This window comes from Salipaludibacillus agaradhaerens, assembly GCF_002019735.1.
Taxonomy (GTDB): domain Bacteria; phylum Bacillota; class Bacilli; order Bacillales; family Salisediminibacteriaceae; genus Salipaludibacillus; species Salipaludibacillus agaradhaerens.
The window spans coordinates 2,973,535-2,993,011 of the sequence record NZ_KV917378.1; the positions used below are offsets into that span (position 1 = coordinate 2,973,535).

At 40.2% G+C, this 19,477-nt stretch carries 15 protein-coding genes and 1 pseudogene; 9 read left to right on the plus strand and 7 right to left on the minus strand.

The features are described 5' to 3' along the window. Window positions 1-163: 163 nt before the first annotated feature. Together BK581_RS13970 and BK581_RS13975 are read right to left on the minus strand one after the other, a co-directional pair. A complete protein-coding gene (locus tag BK581_RS13970) occupies window positions 164-1,264 on the minus strand; it encodes a Gfo/Idh/MocA family protein (RefSeq protein WP_078578732.1) in 1,101 nt (366 codons plus the stop codon). 59 nt (window positions 1,265-1,323) lie between these two features. Next, on the minus strand, window positions 1,324-2,004 hold the full coding sequence (locus BK581_RS13975) for a ThuA domain-containing protein (protein ID WP_078578733.1): 681 nt from the start codon (window positions 2,002-2,004) through the stop codon (window positions 1,324-1,326). Window positions 2,005-2,282: 278 nt separating this feature from the next. Between BK581_RS13975 and BK581_RS13980 the strand changes: the two genes are divergently transcribed. Further along, window positions 2,283-3,074 (plus strand): AraC family transcriptional regulator, encoded by a 792-nt coding sequence (locus tag BK581_RS13980; RefSeq protein ID WP_245829054.1) that lies wholly within the window; start codon window positions 2,283-2,285, stop codon window positions 3,072-3,074. 160 nt (window positions 3,075-3,234) lie between these two features. On the opposite strand, the gene BK581_RS13985 is transcribed toward BK581_RS13980, so the two are convergent. Both BK581_RS13985 and BK581_RS13990 read right to left on the minus strand, forming a co-directional pair. After that, window positions 3,235-4,059, minus strand: coding sequence for an alpha/beta fold hydrolase (locus BK581_RS13985; protein ID WP_078578735.1), 825 nt, complete (start codon window positions 4,057-4,059; stop codon window positions 3,235-3,237). Window positions 4,060-4,149: 90 nt separating this feature from the next. After that, window positions 4,150-4,664, minus strand: a pseudogene (locus BK581_RS13990) (IS1595 family transposase); the annotation flags it as partial. 192 nt (window positions 4,665-4,856) lie between these two features. On the opposite strand from BK581_RS13990, the gene BK581_RS13995 reads away from it, so the two are divergent. From BK581_RS13995 to BK581_RS14030, 8 genes are all read left to right on the plus strand, one after another. After that, the gene (locus BK581_RS13995) at window positions 4,857-5,339 is read left to right on the plus strand and encodes a hypothetical protein (protein ID WP_078578736.1); all 483 of its coding nucleotides are present in this window, start codon (window positions 4,857-4,859) and stop codon (window positions 5,337-5,339) included. A 291-nt stretch (window positions 5,340-5,630) separates the two neighbouring features. Beyond that, window positions 5,631-6,245 carry an NAD(P)H:quinone oxidoreductase gene (gene wrbA, locus BK581_RS14000; RefSeq protein WP_078578737.1) on the plus strand — a complete coding sequence of 205 codons (615 nt, stop codon included), beginning with the start codon at window positions 5,631-5,633 and terminating at the stop codon, window positions 6,243-6,245. 925 nt (window positions 6,246-7,170) lie between these two features. Continuing rightward, window positions 7,171-8,475 (plus strand): branched-chain amino acid transport system II carrier protein, encoded by a 1,305-nt coding sequence (brnQ, locus tag BK581_RS14005; RefSeq protein ID WP_078578738.1) that lies wholly within the window; start codon window positions 7,171-7,173, stop codon window positions 8,473-8,475. 356 nt (window positions 8,476-8,831) lie between these two features. Continuing rightward, complete coding sequence (gene licT, locus BK581_RS14010; RefSeq protein ID WP_078578739.1) at window positions 8,832-9,683, plus strand: BglG family transcription antiterminator LicT; 852 nt, start codon at window positions 8,832-8,834, stop codon at window positions 9,681-9,683. Window positions 9,684-9,925: 242 nt separating this feature from the next. Next, window positions 9,926-11,857, plus strand: a complete 1,932-nt coding sequence (locus tag BK581_RS14015) for a beta-glucoside-specific PTS transporter subunit IIABC (RefSeq protein WP_078578740.1) — start codon at window positions 9,926-9,928, stop codon at window positions 11,855-11,857. A gap of 206 nt (window positions 11,858-12,063) precedes the next feature. Beyond that, a complete protein-coding gene (locus BK581_RS14020) occupies window positions 12,064-13,476 on the plus strand; it encodes a glycoside hydrolase family 1 protein (protein ID WP_078578741.1) in 1,413 nt (470 codons plus the stop codon). Between the two features lie 248 nt (window positions 13,477-13,724). Further along, the gene (locus BK581_RS14025; protein WP_169837711.1) at window positions 13,725-14,624 is read left to right on the plus strand and encodes a Cof-type HAD-IIB family hydrolase; all 900 of its coding nucleotides are present in this window, start codon (window positions 13,725-13,727) and stop codon (window positions 14,622-14,624) included. Window positions 14,625-14,774: 150 nt separating this feature from the next. Further along, on the plus strand, window positions 14,775-15,062 hold the full coding sequence (locus BK581_RS14030) for a hypothetical protein (protein ID WP_078578743.1): 288 nt from the start codon (window positions 14,775-14,777) through the stop codon (window positions 15,060-15,062). 314 nt (window positions 15,063-15,376) lie between these two features. Here BK581_RS14030 and BK581_RS14035 read toward each other — a convergent pair whose 3' ends face one another. The 3 genes from BK581_RS14035 to BK581_RS14045 form a co-directional block, all read right to left on the minus strand. After that, window positions 15,377-16,285: a Gfo/Idh/MocA family protein gene (locus tag BK581_RS14035; RefSeq protein ID WP_078578744.1), complete on the minus strand. Its 909-nt coding sequence runs from the start codon at window positions 16,283-16,285 to the stop codon at window positions 15,377-15,379. A gap of 77 nt (window positions 16,286-16,362) precedes the next feature. Beyond that, window positions 16,363-16,860, minus strand: a complete 498-nt coding sequence (locus BK581_RS14040) for a hypothetical protein (RefSeq protein ID WP_078578745.1) — start codon at window positions 16,858-16,860, stop codon at window positions 16,363-16,365. 309 nt (window positions 16,861-17,169) lie between these two features. Then, window positions 17,170-19,452, minus strand: a complete 2,283-nt coding sequence (locus tag BK581_RS14045) for an immunoglobulin-like domain-containing protein (protein ID WP_078578746.1) — start codon at window positions 19,450-19,452, stop codon at window positions 17,170-17,172. Between the last annotated feature and the right edge of the window lie 25 nt (window positions 19,453-19,477).

The following is a 19,477-nucleotide window of genomic DNA, read 5'->3' on the forward strand; positions in this document are numbered from 1 at the left end:
GCGCGAATGAGACATGGATAAGCCATCTATTTGAAGGTGGGGAAATAACGGCCGCTAATATCCTAGTTGAAGTTTCGTTTTATGGCTGTTGAATAAGTAATGATGGCAAGAATTCCCCTCTCTTTGTGAAAATGCATAAAGAGAGGGGGGCTGATTAGCGTGATTAGTTTTGGAGGATATGAAAACCTGCCGGCAACGGTTCAGGCCTTTGGCAAGTGCTCTGCATTTTATAATACGTTTCTGAGGAAGAGGCTGTGTGAAAGCCATGCATTGCTTCTAAAACGTGGTAACCTAACTCCCCATTGGCGCGATGCGGTGTGTCATTAAGAATAGAATGAACCATATCAGCAATTCCAATCCCACGGCTGTTTTCAGTATTGTGCTCCGATAATGGAAGGCTGACAAACTCCTTTTTGTCTCGTTTACGTAACTTCACAGGGCCACCAAATGTGTTAGGATCAGGTACGAGAAGAGTGCCTTCATCACCATATATCTCAATATGTGGGAGAGATGAGCCACCGAAGGCATCGAAGCTTGTGGTGATAGATGCTACAGCGCCATTGTCAAAATCAATGATTCCTGCGATATGGGTAGGCGTTGAAACTTGTATTTTTTCCCCATATTTAGGTTCACTTAAAATCGTCCGTTCGGGGTAACTCACACGAGCAGACCCTGATAGTCGAGTCATTGGGCCAAGTAAGGCCGTTAAAGCTGTTAAATAATAAGGCCCCATATCGAACATTGGGCCGCCGCCAACATCATAATAAAACGCAGGGTCAGGATGCCAATGTTCATGACCACGGCCGATCATGAAGGCTGAAGCGCCTACTGGTTTACCTATTTCCCCCTGTTCAATCGCTTGGAGGGCTGTTTGAATACCAGCTCCTAAGAAGGTATCGGGTGCACAGCCCACTAGTAGTCCTTTTTCTTTTGCGAGTTTTAGCATATGTTGCCCTTCTTCCAGAGTCACGGCTAACGGTTTTTCAGTATAAACGTGCTTTCCTGCTTCCAATGCACGAATACAAACTGGCCCATGTGCATCAGGTGTCGTTAAGTTAATGATTAGCTCAATGTCATGATTTTGCAGTAATTCATCTGTTTTGCAAACATTGGGGATATGATAGTTTGCAGCTTGAGCTTGAGCTTTTTTATGGTTTAAATCTGCACATGCGACAATAGTAAGGTGATCTAATTTATGACAATTTTCCAAGTAAATTGAACTGATATTTCCACAACCGACAAGACCTGCTTTTATCATGGTCATGCTATTCTCCTCCAATAATTTATCATTTTAGTGCCAGACTTTGGTTTCTTTTCCTTTGTCTACGAACGGCTAGTGTCAACTCTTCCTTCAGCGGCCCACAACAGCCCACGACGCATTATCGTTGTGACTTCAGGCTTTCTGATAATGTCTGCTTTATGGCCTAATGAACAATAAAAGACCCTTCCTTGTCCCCAGCGTTTTGTCCAGACAACAGGCATATCAACCGTCTTGTTGTAAACGTGAGGGCCTTCGCTGACAGGGAAACGGGTGGTAGCGAGAACTTCTACTGCAGGGTCCACGTGCATATAATATTGTTCACTGCATACGTTAAAATCGTCGATCCCATTAAGAAGAGGGCTGGAAGAATGTTTAACGTGAACGGTGTATTCAACACCGTCATCGCCGGGATGAGCTACCCAGTTCCCACCTGTGATGAATTGCCAAAGGACATTGTCACGAAAAGAATCACACATGCCACCGTGACACCCTGCTATGCCGACACCAAGTTGAACAGCATCAGAAATATGATGAACATAGTGATCCTTTATCTGTCCCATGGTCCAATGGGGGACGATTAAATCGAAGGACTTTAGTTTTTCCGCATCAGCATAGGCTTCAAGTGTGTCTGACATCTCGACGTGAATATTTTCTTCCATGAGTATGTCCTTAAAAATATGGGCGACCTGCTCGGGTTCGTGCCCATCCCAGCCACCCCAAACGATAAGTGCTTTTTTCGCCATCGTTAAAACCTCCCTATCTATGTTTTTAAAAAAAGATGTGACTAAAGACTCCTTGGTCTTATTAAATTTAAATCAATGTGTTAGCCCGAATGCGAGGATACTAGTCACGCATCTGGCGGATGGCTTTGAGTAGACACATTGTTTACCCTCCTTTGATAGAACAGATTATGGGGATGTTTGATTACATCATAATGTCCAATGGTCTTGATTAAAATGGATGATACAATGACAATATGTACGATACTGCTATTATCTTCTTTGGAAGGAGATGGGTTTCCGTGGCCATTAAATTTTGCGGTTATTCTCTGCATACTCAACGCTTTGATATGAAATTTAAACCGCGTATACCAGGTTATTTGTTGCGTCTGCAAACAGAAGGTAAATGCAAGGTTATATTGAATCAAAAAGAGCTTGTAGTAGAAAAAGGGACTCTCCTATTGATACATCCTGAAGATACCTTTGAATTAAGTGTGGAGAGCGGAGGAAATAGCGGAGATTATCATGTGTTTTGTGAAGGTAGTTGGATTGACTCATGGTGGTGCCGGTCCGGTAAACCTTCTTATAGTCAAATCGGTCTTGATGAAAATATCCTCGGTATCTGGAGATATATGATTCTTGAAGATCGGCGTTCAATTTCTGAGAAAAATGAAGAAATTCTTCACTATTTACTGCGATTATTATGCGTATCCTTGGAACGGAGCGCTAATGAAACAAAACTACATTCTCATCGTCCCTATGCTGTTACAAGAATGATGAGATACATTGAAGAAAACGCCAGCTCGAATTTAAAGGTAGAAGATGTGGCACAGCATGCAGGTCTAAGTGTTTCGCGTTCAGCACATCTTTTCAAGAGTAGCTTAGGAAAGACGATCATAGCCTATTCCCATGAAATCCAATTGTCAGTAGCGATGGACCTTTTAAAGCATACAACGTATACATTAGACCATATAGCAGAAGAGTGCGGATTTGGAAGCTACTCGTACTTCTATCGTCTTTTTAAAAGGCAGTATGGGGTATCCCCTGGAAAGTATCGCTTAAGTACGAAGCACAAGGCATTTCATGCTATTTAGTAGTAAAATGGGAAGCGAGCTAACATCTCTAAAGTGACCATACCCATGTCTTGTCATTTTATATAATGGCTTTGTTAAAATTTAATGTTGATATCTAAAGAAGAATAATAGAACTTCCTATTTGGAAATTCTTATGTAGGTTTATTGTCTTGAATTAACGTCACTTATTATTAAGAGTCTCTTCAACTCTATCTAACCATTCATTTATCAGTGTGTTAAAAAGTTGCGGTTGTTCAATTTGTAAGTTATGACCCGCTTTATCTAATATTCCAAAAGTTCCCCGGGGATATTTACTTTGTAATTCAAGTGCATCCTTATATCCAACAGTAGAGTCTTGTTTTCCCAAAAGAAATATACTAGGTTTACTAAAATCAGATTGGTCAATCTTAAAGGAGAAACTATAATTTTTTTGGACTCTTTCTAGAAAGGGTCCATCTCCAATATTAACTCCACTCAAAATTTCTTCTCGATACCTTAACCAAGTGGACTCATCAAGGACAACATTATTGTTTCTAAAGTCCTCTAACTCCTTCTTTGTTAGTTTTCCAATAAATTCTACATCTGTTTGTACTATTTTGTGCTTCTCAACGGTTCTATCTTGAGCATAGGGTTTAATAACTGGGCAAATGAATGCCGCACCAAGTATTCCTTCTTTTTGTTTATGAATAATACCCCTAGCTAAATAACCCCCATAAGATTCACCTACTATTAGATATTTTTCGTCGGGAATTATAGCCTGAATAAAGTCTATTACAGCATTCAACATTTCGTCAGAATTACTAATCCCGTTATAATTTTTTGTTAATCCCATTCCTGGAAGGTCAATATAGATTCGCCTCCATCCCCCCCTCTTCTCGAATACAGGTTCCATACAACCACTCATTAAACGATGGTCTGGTGAAAACCCGTGTATCATTATAATAGGTGTTCCTGTCCCTAAATCTTCGTAATATATTTCTGCTTGGCGAACTTTACAATAAGCCATTTTGAATCCTTCTTTCTTGATAGATTTTCTTTTCTTTGTATTTAAAACATCCACTTATTTTTAACGTTAGTTAAATTAAAGAAATAATGTTTATACATTGAATTTTGATAATCTAAATGTATTATATGTTTCCGAATTTGGGATTGAATAACCTTTTGTCATCAGATTGGTCAATGTAATTTCATTCACTGGTGATGGATCTCTAATACTTGAATCCAAGCCAAATAATTGTTTAGAGACTTTCGTGCTACACCGTTAAATCGCTCCATCCATCTGGATGGTAGTTGCTGACGTTCTAGATGTGATAGAGGCCCTTTGTATGCACACTTTTCCATCAGACTTGAATGGATATATAGACATACCTTTTTCAGAGTATAAGAAATAGATCTCGTCCATTTCAACAATACCTTGAAAATTTGATAAATTCCATTTGTTTTAGTGATATTAAGAGTTTGTGCCTCCGGTAGAATATAGTGACGTGAATAACATTCCCGATTAACTTCACAGATTTGCGTAAGGAATATCCTTTAATCATACATTCAATGATTGAGATAACCAATTCGATATAATGCCGTATTGGTGGGAACGGAAAAAGATTTTCCACAATTATCATAATAGATCTATAATAGTGACGCGAAGACGTTAGCAGTGAGGCAAGGTAATTAAAAGAGGTATGAGACATGGACTAAAGTCTTAAGCTGTTTCTAATTGTTAGAATAAATCGCGCTGTTTTTTAGTCAGATCTCACCTTGTTTAACATGGATATTTATTATATAAATGATAAATGGAGGTAGGACATGACTAAAGTAAAACTTATTTATTTCTTAACATCACTAGTATTAATTGGGGTTATAGTATTTTTTTATTTAACGCCTGGACAGGAGGAAGTAGAAGCGTCTTATACTGGGGAGGTTCCTGGAGAGAATATGACGATGTATTATGAGCTAACTAAAACAACGGCAGAATCAGCCGAAGTAGGTGATTGGCTTATCGAAGTCTATTGGGAAAATACAGGGATAGATGATCCCATAACATGGTATCGCATGAAAGCAGAATGGCCAATTAGCATTGCATGGAATCAGACAAATTCTAGCCGTACCTACTCCTCCAAAATCTATTTAGATGATGAGGACCCCGTTCTTCGTTTATATGGGACTTCAACAATGGATTTGGCGGAGATAGAAAAGGAACTAAATCAATCAAGCTTTGATGTCAGTTTTAGTACAGCAGATGATGAGTTTAATGAAACATTTTCTTTTAGCCAAATAGAGATAGAATAAGAGAAAAAAGAAAGTGTTTATTTTCAGTGGTAAACCCACCTGTTTATAGATAACCCTCATGGTTAGTCAGCTAATCGTGGGGGTTTTTATAATGCTCGGGATTTTTTGATTCAAGTGGTGGGGGGTTAGTAAATATCATAGATAATAAGCTTAATATCTCGATTGAAGGAAGAGTCCTCAAACAAAGACAAATTATTATAAGTAGCCAAATGATTTGTATGTTTCCTGGATATTTGTAGAAGCTAATCGTATAAAGCTTATATAAAATGAGAGATATAGAAAGGAGACAAAATGGCAAAGGTTAATTTAGCTATAATTTATTACAGTTCAACAGGAACAAATTATCAATTGGCACAATGGGCAGAAGAAGGAGGGCGCGCTGCTGGTGCAGAGGTCAAAGTGTTAAAGGTACCGGAATTAGCGCCCGAAGAAGCAATTGCGTCAAATCCAGCGTGGCAGGCACATATTGAAGCGACGAAAGCTGTTCCTGAGGTCACACTAAATGACTTGGAATGGGCAGATGCCATTGTGTTCAGTATCCCAACACGCTTTGGCAACGTGCCAGGACAAATGAAACAATTTTTAGATACGACTGGTGGGCTCTGGTTTAATGGTAAATTAGCGAATAAAGCAATTAGTGCCATGGCTTCTGCAAGTAATGCTCATGGCGGACAGGAAGCAACGATTTTATCGCTTTATACAACAGTACATCATTGGGGTGCCATTATTGCATCTCCCGGTTATACGGACCCAGTTCAATTCTCTTCTGGCGGCAATCCATATGGTGTGAGTGTGACGGTGGATCAGGAGGGGAACATGCAAGAAAATGTAGAAGAAGCGGTGAAATATCAAGCGAAACGAACGGTGCAAATAGCAGAATGGATCAAAAAAGGAAGTGCTCAATGAGCGAATAGCTAAATTTAGTAGGTTGAATATGGGGTATAATTCTATAAAGTGGCTAAATGTCGCTGAGAGAAAAATAAGCTCAGCGACAAAGTCTGAAGAAGCACTTAAGTAACGGGTCCCTATCTACACCTATTGGAAAGAAGGTTTTAAGTACGTTTACTTAAGACCTTTTTTTGATATAAATCGATTGCTTTCTTCATGATGTTTTAAGGCTATAACACGAATAATATGCGGATGATAAAAGTGACTGAAACGTAAGATCGACGACTCTATGAGGCTGAAGACAAGCCCTCAGCAAAAGCGTCCGCCTATAGTGAAAGCCACATTCATTATTCGAATTTTGACGTCTTATTTTGAATTATTTATAGTAGAAATCTGAATTCGTATAAAAAAGCAGTAGGGCGGTCGTTTATCTTTATTTTTTGTAGGTTCTGTAAATTTCCTTTTACCCTCTTTCATTTATTGATTATGTTGTAGAGCAAATACATACTCTTTTACACTGTGGGTTTTAGAGAATATACAGGTGTTTGTGTCGTGCAAACGAAAAAATGGGAAGTGTTAAAGGCGACAGGAATTAGGAAAGTCTACAAGTTGGCAGAAGGATCGTAGGTGAATCTGCTAGTTGATAAATCACCTTATACTATCATGCTGATGTTCTGATTGAAGGTCCGTTTTATACATGATTCGGAATAAACAGACGTTTCTAAAAAATAGTTTTGCAGTTTTCTTTATTATTAGGTAATATTGAAAAGGTGATTGTTTGTGCAATGGTTAACAAGTTGAACGGCAATTTAACAGTTGAATTGTCAAAATATTTTATTTAAACACATTTTTTGAATAACTGACGAGCACGGATAGAAAGTGAACCATATGTGCCAACAATGGCTCTAAAATAGTTTCATGTGACGTCGTAGTGGAGGATGTAATGAAGAAGATATTACCAGTAAAAGAAGTACTTGCTTTAGGTTTTTTTATGTTCGCTTTGTTTTTAGGGGCAGGGAATTTAATCTTTCCACCCCACTTAGGCCAACAAGCTGGTGAAGCAATGTGGCCCAGTATTGGTGGTTTTTTAGTGACGGGGGTAGGCCTTCCCTTATTAGCCATCATCACTATCTCGCAAGTTGAAGGGGACTTAGATGTATTGGCAAATAGGGTTCATCGTATTTTTGCCCTTATTTTTCCAGTTGTTATTTATTTAACGATCGGTCCGTTTTTTGGTATTCCGAGAACCGGAACTGTTGCTTATGAAGTAGGTGTCGTCCCATTTCTGTCGTCAGCTAACGCGCTCACGTTATTTTTGTCGACACTCGTGTTTTTCGGGGTAACCTTTTGGCTTGCTCTTAATCCGGCAAAACTCGTGGATCGGGTCGGGAAAGTATTGACACCGATTTTATTCACGGCCATTGTAATTCTTGCTATTAGAGGGTTTACTTCACCATTAGGAGACGTAGGCCGTGCAACTGGTCCTTACATAGATGGGGCGTATTTCACAGGGTTCATCGAAGGGTTTTTAACGATGGATGCCATGGGGGCTCTCGTGTTTGGGATTGTGATCATTAGCCGTATTCAAGAAAAAGGGGTTATCAATGTTCCAGATGTGAGATCATATACCATTAAAGCAGGAATCATTGCAGGAATCGCGTTGTCGTTTGTCTATGTGACGTTAGCTTATATCGGCGCTACCAGTGTTGACGTTATTGGCCATATGGAAAATGGTGGGGCTGTTTTAATCGCAGTAACCGCTCGCTTATTTGGACCTTTTGGGACCGTTTTGTTAGCCATTATCATAACAGGCGCATGCCTAACCACGTCAGTTGGTTTAGTCTCTGCATGTGGTGAATTTTTGAGTAGCCGTTTGAAAAATGTCTCTTATCCTGTGATTATAGCTGTTATCAGTTTATTTAGTTTGACGATGGCCAATTTAGGTTTGACTCAACTTATTTCATTTTCTTTACCAATATTGATTGCGATGTATCCTGTTACAATCGTCTTGATTGCCCTATCCCTCATTCATACCGTGCTACCGCTTTCCCGTCCTGTTTATTGTGGGGCAATTATCGGTGCCTTGTTGATAGGGATTTATGACGGACTAGCTACAGCTGGATTAAAAATGGGGGAAATTGCTGACATAGTTGGCTACCTTCCTCTCCATGCCGAAGGAGTAGGATGGATTGTGCCAAGTATCATTGGTGGACTTCTCGGCTATTTGTACAACGTTTTAAAACAGTAAGGCGATATAAAAGGTTTAATTGTCTCTCATCACCGTGACAATTAGGCCTTTTTGTTATTTGTGCTTGCTTCATTCGAGGGACATATGCTGCTAGTCCCTGTAGAACAGGTGTTACAAAAAATAGACCGTCGACTATCTCTTTTCGACAGGTCTTGACAATGCCATCCTACCATGGTACTAATTAAGAAAGCGATTACAAAAAAGAATAAATGGATTGTTACTGTGCTGCAGGCAAAACCTAAGTTTGACAAAGGGAACCTTTAAGTGAGGGACCCCTATTTCAAAGTTGGGTTTTTTTAATACGTAGGGCAAGCGTTACGGGAAAAAATGTCATGATATAAAGCGAGTGGGGGACTATGAGGATAAAAAAAATACTAAATAATAATGTCGTTGTCACCACGAACGATCAAGGTCAAGAAATTGTTGTGATGGGCAAGGGACTAGCTTTTATGAAGAAAGTGGGTCAAACAATCGAGCAATCTAAAATTGAGAAGACATTTGTTCTTGAGAAGCATGGCATGTCCGAAAAGCTTGTGACATTACTACGCGAAACCCCGGAACTGCACTTTAACATCGCTGCAAAAATATTAGATTACGCCACATCTCAGCTGCCGTATAAACTGGATGATTATTTGTATGTTGCTTTGACCGATCATATTAGTTTCGCGATTACTCGCCACCATCAAGGGATCGAGATGAAGAATCCCCTGTTATGGGAAATACGCAAATACTACAAACAAGAATATAACATTTCTTTAAAGGCGTTAGACATCATTGAAAAAGAGGCAGGTGTCACGTTATCAGAAGACGAAGCGGCCTCCATTGCCCTGCATTTAGTAAATAGCCAACTTTCAGGTGAAAATATGGCCACAGCCGTTCAAGTAACAGAAATGGTTAATACGATACTCACAATTGTTAAATATCATTTTAAAATGGAGTTAGACGAAACATCAATTAATTATGAACGTTTCTTAACTCACTTGCGCTTTTTTGCCATGAGGTTTATTCGGCAAGAACGTATTGTAGAGACGAATGATCACTTCTTATATGAACAATTACATGAAAAATATCCTGAAGCATTTCAATGCAGTGAAAAAATCAAGTTGTATTTAGCAGAAAGTTACAAGTGGCATATTTCAAAGGATGAAATGGTCTATTTAACGGTCCACATTCAAAGGGTGACGAAGAGGTATGAATATCACAGGTAAGTTCAATAAAATGGATGATATATAAAATAAAATGTCTTATAATAAAAAATAATCTCAATGAAAGCGTTGACATTTTGGAGATGAGAGAATATACTGAAATCAGAAAGTAACTAAATACCTAGTGGGAATGTTACCTTCATAGGGCATAACCTGATTTGACTTGCTATACAAATGTCTAATTTGTATTTCAGGTCAGATCAGGTTTTTTATTTGCCAAATATAAAAGAAAGTGGGGAAAAGACATGAAATACGAACAACTGGCAAAGGATATTATTGAAAAAGTTGGCGGAGTTGAAAACGTTAAAAGTGTTGTTCATTGTATTACAAGGCTGCGCTTTAAGCTCAAAGATGAAAGTAAAGCGCAAACTGACGCGTTGAAAAACATGGCCGATGTGGTCACTGTTATGCAAAGCGGCGGCCAATATCAGGTGGTGATCGGCAACCACGTACCAGATGTGTATAAAGCTGTCGTGGAAGTAGGTGGATTTTCTACACAAAAGGAAGCAGAGGAAGAAGACGATAAAGACACGAACTTATTCAATCGATTAATTGATATTATTGCAAGTATTTTTACACCGGTCCTCGGCGTTTTAGCGGCAACAGGGATGATCAAAGGGTTAAACGCCTTATTCTTGGAGCTTGGATGGTTAGCCCCAGGTCAAGGCGCTTATGAGCTTCTTGAGATTATCGGGGATTCACTCTTCCACTTTTTCCCGATTTTCTTAGGCTACACAGCCATTAAGAAATTTGGCGGTGCACCGTTTATTGGGATAGCTATTGGGGCGTCACTCGTTCACCCGGGCGTGGAAGCTTTAATAGCAGGAGATCCATTGTATGTGTTGTTTGGAGGTACGATTTTTGAATCACCTGTTTACATTTCGTTATTCGGAATGCCAGTTATTTTAATGAGCTATGCGTCATCCGTTATTCCAATTATTTTAGCAGCATTCTTCGCTTCACGTGTAGAGGCATGGGTTAAGAAGATCATTCCAGATGTCGTGAAAATGTTCTTAGTACCGTTTTTTACATTAATCATTGTTGTACCAATTACCTTTATCGTAATTGGACCGGTTGCCACTTGGTTAAGCCAAATCCTTGGCCAAGCAACAATCTTTATTTATAATCTAAGTCCAGTTATTGCAGGTCTGTTCGTCGGTGGTTTATGGCAAGTGATCGTGATATTCGGATTACACTGGGGCCTCATACCGATTGCCCTTAACAACTTAACAACGATGGGGGCAGATCCAGTCCTAGCCATGATGTTTGCCACCACATTCGCACAAATTGGTGCAGTTCTTGGTGTTTGGTTGAAAACACGTAACCAACAATTAAAAACACTTAGTATTCCAGCCTTTATTTCTGGGATTTTCGGTGTAACAGAACCGGCGATTTATGGGGTTACCCTTCCGAAGAAAAAACCATTTATCTACAGTTGTATTGCGGCAGGTATCGGGGGCGCGATTATCGGCCTAACAGGTGGGGCAAGTTACCGACTAGGTGGATTAGGTATTTTCCAAATCCCATCATTTATCGGGCCTGAAGGTCTTAACATTACTGTGTGGGGGCCGATTTTCGCAGCATTACTAGCCTTTGTTCTTGCCTTTGTGTTGACATACCTTTTCGGTGGCGTGAATGATGATGAAGCGCCGATTGAAAAAGCAGGATTAACAGCATCGGATGCACCAGTTGAGCCTAACGTGGCACCAACAGGCGAAAAAAAAGATAGCGAAGTGATTGCAAGCCCATTTTCAGGGGAAGTGGTGCCTCTAACAAACATTAAAGATGAAGCGTTTTCTACAGGGGCATTAGGAAAAGGGGCCGTTATCATTCCATCAGAAGGGAAGTTGTTTGCGCCAGCAGCAGGGACCGTATCAGCGTTGTTCCCGACAAAGCATGCTATCGGCATCACGACTGATAACGGAGCAGAGCTTTTAATTCACATCGGTATGGATACTGTTCAATTAGACGGTCAGTTTTTCTCGGCTAATGTGAAGCAAGGGGAACGCGTTGAGAAAGGCCAGCTATTAATTGAGTTTGACATAGAAGGCATTAAAGCGGCCGGTTTTGACTTATCCACACCAATTGTGGTGTCTAACAAGAGTGACTATAATTTAATGACCACTGAGGAAACACATTTAAAGCCTGGTGATAGTTTAATTACACTAGTAAGGTAAGTGAAAGTGGTGTGACATGAAGGAAGGGGCCTTATTTCCTTCCTTCTCTTTTTTTACTCATCGTGAGTATAGCGTCAATAGAGGTGACAGAGATATTAAATATCTTATGACCATTTAGACATGTACGAGCACGGTTTTAACATAAAAATAGGCCTCTAGTGGAGATACTTAAATGACAAGCATTATTGAAAGGGAGCGATGAGACGATGAGTCAATTAGCGAGATTTCCAGAAGGTTTTTTGTGGGGAGGTGCTGTGGCAGCTAACCAATTAGAAGGAGCCTACCAAGAGGACGGGAAAGGACTGTCAACGGCTGATGTGTCACCGAACGGTATTATGAGTCCACCTGATTTTTCGATGGAAACATTTAATTTGTATCATGAGGGAATCGATTTTTATCATACGTATAAAGAGGATATTGCGTTGTTTGCAGAAATGGGATTTAAGGCGTTTCGGCTGTCGATTGCTTGGACGCGAATTTATCCAAATGGAGATGAGCAAACGCCAAATGAAAAAGGGCTAGCATTTTATGATCGTGTCATTGATGAATTGTTAAAGTATGATATTGAGCCTGTTGTGACAATTTCTCATTATGAGATGCCTCTGGAGCTCGTGAAAAAATATGGTGGCTGGAAAAACCGAAAATTGGTGGCGTTTTATGAGCGTTATGCGAAGACGTTGTTCGAGCGTTATCATAAGAAAGTCACCTATTGGATGACATTTAATGAAATCAATGTGAGTCTCCATGCGCCATTTACCGGGAGTGGGTTATTATTTGAGGATGGAGAAAGAAATGAGCAGGCTATTTATCAATCGATTCACCATTTATTTTTAGCCAGTGCTCTTGCTGTTAAAGCTGGGCATGCGATTAATCCGAAGTTGCAAATCGGGTGTATGATTGCGTCGATGAACACATACCCGTACACCTCGAAGCCAGAAGATATGTTTAAGGCGCTCCAGCAAGATAGGCATACACTCATGTTTTCAGATGTACAGTCACGAGGCTACTATCCGACGTATGTGAAAAATTACTTAGAAGAACAGAACATTACCATCCAAATGGAGGATGGTGATGATCACATTTTACGAGAGGGTACCGTGGACTATATTGGCTTTAGTTATTATATGTCATTCGTAGCCACGACCGATCCGGAACATTTGAAGAACCAGACTGGTGGAAATTTATTACTAGGGGTGAAAAATCCCTATTTAAAAGCGACAGAATGGGGATGGCAAATTGATCCTGTTGGCTTGCGTACAGTGTGTAATCAACTGTACGACCGTTATCAAAAACCACTGTTCATTGTTGAAAATGGTATGGGAGCTGTAGATAAACTTGAAGATGATGGGACGATCAATGATGACTATCGCATTGATTACTTACGAGCCCATATTGAACAAATGAAACTAGCCGTCGGTGATGGTGTTGACTTAATTGGTTATACCTCATGGGGTCCGATTGATTTAGTCAGTGCTTCAACGGCTGAATTGAAAAAACGCTACGGGTATATTTATGTGGATCGAGATAGCGAAGGAAAAGGCTCTAATAAACGCTATAAAAAGAAAAGCTTTGATTGGTACAAAAACGTCATTGCGACAAATGGAGAAGTGTTAGATTAAAACACTCTTGGCTGTATGTCATCTAGCTGTTGCCAGACTCTTTAAAACAGAGACTGACAACGGCTAGGTTTTTTATAGCGTGAAGGGAAAGAGAGGAAAGGCGGATTAAATGTAAGGAATAGAAGGGGATTTATGGGGGGGAATTGAACTCAATATGTAGAAATGACTAGTTTTTTTCATAGTGAGTGTAGAAGGCTGTGGGAGTCAATTCGTATAAGAATTGTTGGATTTTTCGTAGAGAGGCAAAGGTGAATAAAGTGAAACTCATTGCATCAGATTTAGATGGCACACTGTTGAATGAAAGAGCGGAAGTTAGTGATGAAACAGCGCAAGCGATTAAGCGAGCCCAAAAGGCCGGAGTAAGTGTTGTCATTGTGTCAGGGCGGTCTTATAGCTTTGCAAAAGCGCCGTTACAGGAAGCAGGATTGAATTGTCCGATCATTAGCTTGAACGGAGCTGAAACCTATGATGAAGAAGGTACGTTGTTGACAAGTGTACCACTGGACAAGTATGTTGCTGTAAAGGTGGATGAAGTGTGCAGTGAACACGGACTTTATTATGAAATGTTTACGAACAAAGGCGGTTTTTCCACGGATTATGAGCGGTTTTTAACTGGCGTGCTTGATATTTTTAAAAGTGCCAATACAGCCGGTGTGGACGATGACACTATTTTGCAATTCGCGAAAAAACGTTTCCGAGAGGAGAGAATCGAGCTTGTTGATGATTTCAGTGACGTGATAAAGGATAACACGACTGATATTTATAAAATTCTTACTTTTTCAATGGACAAACACGTATTAAACACGGTTCGAGAACGATTTAAGGAGACGCCGGAGCTTGTTATGACCACATCAGCAAAAGGCAACTTAGAATTTAATGCACCTAGGGGGCAAAAAGGCTATGCACTTGCGCATTTTGCTAGCACTTTAGGTATTGATATGTCCGATGTGATGGCACTTGGCGATCATTTCAACGATGTCTCGATGCTACAAATGGCAGGAATAGGAGTCGCCATGGGAAATGCAGAAGACGGAATTAAGCAAATATGCCGTTATCATACCATATCCAATAAAGAGCACGGTGTAGCTCACGCCATCCAAAAAGCCCTCGAAGGAAAACTAGAAGAAATGAGAAAAGACGATATATGAAGACATACCCAATATATCTAATGGGGCGATAGATTGAGTGAAAGACTAACGTACCACTTGTTGTAGTGTGAGTAATGGCATCCGTTGTCACATTGGAATAGAGATGTTACCCTCTAGATACATGTAAAAAAGTTAGAGGGAGGGACGACAATGCAGAATAACTCTGACTGGACAACGATCGAAGAAGTGCGAGGAACCATTCAAAATACGTATGAGGGATGTCAATTAAGAACAAAAATCGAACTGAAATCATGGGCTCATCATTCAGAAAACTGTCACGCAAACGGTGAATACCCTCTGCCGTTTCTTAATTATGTCGCCGGAATGCGAGATGTGGATTACTTGGAACAAGTGAAGGGAAACGAGCTAGATTGTGACGACCTAGGCGGTAAAGATGATGTTATTAAGTACTTGATGAAGCGGATGAACCGATCATGACGCTCCAGTCTTAAGAGATAGGAACTTTATGAAGAAAATAGCGTCGTATAAGGTAATTGAGTGTCTCAGATGCGGGCTAATTCAGGACATTCAGGAGGAAATAGACGTGTGATTACCTGCTCAAATGCGGATAGGGGAAACTGAGCAAAAAATAGGTGTATAAGTTTCCCCTTTCCCCACCTTCACGTTACATTGCTTCAAACCATAACTTTAACACAGATGACCGTCTGTAAAGCGCCAGCTAATGTCCTGATTTCACTCAACGACCAATCAGTGGGAGAAGAACGAAAACACTCATTGATTGAAGGGCCGTTTTATAAGGATTCATCAATTGCCTTAACGATACTTTCGCAAATTTCATGGGTGAACAAGGAATCCTCTATGGATGGGTCAGGCTGGCGGTTATTGGTTACACAGTCGATAAAGTAATCGACAATGTTGTAAAAGCCGCGTTTATACAAAGTAGGCTCCCAATCACCAAATTTTGATATATTAATATTTTTATTATGGTAGTGTGTTGTTTCAACGAGGCTATTCACCACGTATTTATGGTGGCCGGTTGTGTATTCAATGATTTCTTCATTCACCGCACCGTTTCTATTCATGATACCAATGGCATGACAGTTATCCCCGATTAACTGGATGATAAGATTGTTAAGCATCTCCCCATCCTTTTGGAAATCAACCTTTACCTCTTTTACTTCCGTATCCATCAGAAAGCGAAGTGTATCTACAACATGAACAAAATCATCCAAAATAAATCTTCGCACAAAGTCGGGAGAGGAGAAACGATTTTTTTGAATCATAATCATGTTCGCTTTTCCGTGCTGTTTGAGCTCTTTCACTTTTGGGATAAACCTGCGATTAAACCCGACCATCGCAATCACACCAGATTCCTTTGCTAGTTTAGCGACTTTTTCAGTTTCCGATAAAACGGTGGAGATAGGCTTGTCAATGTATGTATGAATGCCATTGGCAAGCAGTTTTTCCGCTGTCTCCACATGAGCATCCGTCACAGTACTCACGATCGCTGCATCGATATTTTTAGTAATGAGTTCGTCTACTGTGTGAGCGGTTTCGTCAAAACGATATTTTTTTGATAAAGCGTTAAGTGTCTCGGGATTGCGGGTGCATAGGACGACCTCGATCCCTTCCTTCTCTGCCAATACTGGCAAATAGGCTTTCTGAGCAATGTCGCCTAAGCCAATGATACCTAATCTCATGTGAATCCCCTCCATTATTCTCAAAGTTATTAGTCTTATGTTAAGCTTAACACACCTCCAAACGAACTGCGTTAACTTTAAGATCTCCCTTTAGTCCGGCGTTTCCATATGGCATTAATCCCCATGACAATCATAATGATTTCTTCCGTTTTCAGTTCCTCTGTCACGTTACAAATCTCAAAAGCATTTTTTACTGACAAAACATGATTAGTCAATTTGAACGTTGCAACGACCATTTCTTTTTCATTAGTAATGGTAAAATCCCGTGAAAAAGATGGGGAAAAGATCTTGTACGTGTGTCCCTCTGTCGTATATGCGAATTTCTTTTTGAAAGAGAAGGTATTTCCTTTTAAAATACCAAGTTGCTCATCAGTAGGTCCGAAAACGAGCCATTTCATAGAGAAAAATTTAAATTGTCCTCTAGCTAAGATCTCCCCAGTACGGGTTGTTACGGCGACCTTTGAACTAAATGCGCTATTAAAATCTAACTGGGCCACTTCTTCTTGATGGCTATTTTCAATACTTGTTAATCCAGCAGTGAAAAAATTATCAGAAATATAAACCGTCTTATCCATAGTAAATGACGCGACCTCCTAAAATTAGATTCATGTAAGGGATGGTGTTTAATTGACACGTTTAGCGGTGTAGGGGCAGAATTTAAGAATATCTAGCAATTCTTTTCTCATAGAGTTTACTAGTGAAGGGCTAACTAGAGTTTACTAGATAGACTTTCTAAAATAAACGCCCCATGTTGGAAAATAAGAGTATGCTCCCTGGTAAACGTCAGACAAACTAAACTTTCGAGATTGAAGAAAGGATACTTGTTTGAGATTCAACCGTATTAAAAAAGACGGGAATGTCCCCCGCCTTAATGTGAGATTAACTTATAAAGTCCTTTTCTTAAAATAAAAAATAGCGCCTGTAGCAATTAAAAGCGAAAGAAAGCAGGCAAGTAATAGATAATGAAGCCACGAGGACCTAGCGTTCGTTTGTTCTGTTAGGGTCTTGGTACTAGAATCTGGTCCTTCATCAAGCCCCTCTTCGTGCCGTGAAGCTGACTTTTCACCCTCAATAGTGACGACAGTTTCTGCCACTATAATACTTGCTTCCTCAAAAGCGCTATCGTTATTTAGAGAATGAACGGTTTCAGGCGGATAGGCATCGCTAGTAGCACGTTGCAAAGTGGGAGAATGCCCGTTGGCGACTTCAGGCTCTTTATTTGAAGTGGCTGAACGGTATTCAGTCTTAATTATTGCCTCAGATGCAACTTCATTATCAGCCATGAAAGGAAGTGACGGTGTAATGATAGGTGATGTCACCTTTGCTACTCTTTCCTCAGTGTTACTAGGAAGTGGGTAACTGTCGTTGTCATCTGTCCTATTTTCATCTTCATCCTCATAAATTGGAAAAGTACGGTTACTGTCGCGCTCATCGCTGTCAGAGGGCGTTTCTTCATCATAAGAGTCCTCAGGTAAAACAGGTATAGGAACAGGCGAAAATGGTGGGACCACTTCAAAGTGTATAGGTTTAACTATAAGCAGAAAGGATTTGGCTTTCTGAAAGTTGCCTTTTGAAATGATAGCTGTTAACGGCACCGGTACTTGACCATTTACTGGATTTGTGACATGCCCAGTTGATGAAATAACGGCAGGGCGAGGACTATACCATACAATGGACGAGCCATGACGACCTGTTGTTTCGAGAATCACATTTTGCAACACCCGATCATATGAATCCGTACCTTGAAAAATGACTTCTAATACTGCGGCGTCCATGTCTACCGCTGATTTGTCAGACAAAGGGGCAGGGGGCTGCTCAAGCTCAAGTAAAAAATCAGACGTCCTCCTCACAATGGCTTCATAGCTACCCGTTTTTTTACTAAAAATAGCAGTTACCGTATACCAATGATGGGTGGCTAATTCGGTTAAATCTATGGATGCATGATCGTAAGCTCGAACATCAATGCCATCTAATTCTTCATTAATAAAATGAGTTCGTGACGAATCGTGAACCTGTTCTAAATAACCTGTAAATGTGATGAGCTGACCGTCATAGGCATCCAAAAGGTCAGGTTCTTTGTAGTTAGACAGATCAATAGTTTTAACACTAATCGGTTGATTTTCTTCAATGACGTCCACTTGTGAGATGATGAGCTGGACAATGCCATCTATTGAAACATCAATGACACCACTAGCGCGAATAAGATCCCCTTCATTTATCGTAGGAAACGCATCTGGATGTTCATTAAAAAGGTGGATTCCTGCTTCCTCATCTTGAATATACACGGAGAAATCCGTCGGGGAGAAAAGGCTGCCATCACTATTGGCAACACCTTCAATGGTGACTTCTTGACCGTACAGACTTCTGGCGGCTTTAATGGAAGTGATAACATCAGAAGGGGCTTCCTCGTCAGGTGAAGGCTCAACGTGCTCCTCATTGTCATCATCTGGTTGAGGTTCAATCGTCTCTTCCTCTTCTTCATGGTCTTCTGGGATCTCCTCAATGTCATCATCAGGGTTGTCAGTCTCATCAATAGGACGGCCTGTGATGATAATATCATCTATGCGATTAGAGCCAGTGGTGCTCAAACTATGACCGATTCCAACGGCTTCTTCAGATGTTTTCAACCACCTAAGAAAGACAGTCTCTCGATTGTTTAATTCTACAGGTAATGATAATTGGTTAACCTGTCCTCTAAACCAGTTATACTCTACAGTTATGTTTGAATGGGGAAGAGGTAGCCAAGTATCATTATCCAAGCTATATTGAATCTCGAAATCCCTTGGCCCTGTATTGGAGCCATATTGCTTTGAGGATACGGTTAAATGTTCAAACCCTACGGTGGCAAAGTCGATTAACCAATACGAGTCTTCTAAAGTGTTCCATCGATTAGAATTAATCGCTCGGGAGTTCTCCCCGAATCCAAGAACATAACCAGCTAAATTTGCCCCTTGAAGCGAGATTTCTCGATTTAAATTGCTTTCAATTCCTCCTGTAGCGGTAGAAGTTTCCTTGTCAAAATCCCACTCTACAAGTGTAATATCGTGGGAAGATCCATTCCCCGCTTTCACTAAGGAAGGATAAACACCTCCAATAAAGGGCGACAACATAAGACTAATAATAAGAGACACAGACAGCAGCCTCTTTTTATGTTTAAACGTCCACATAACACTCTCCTTTAAACAGTCAAAT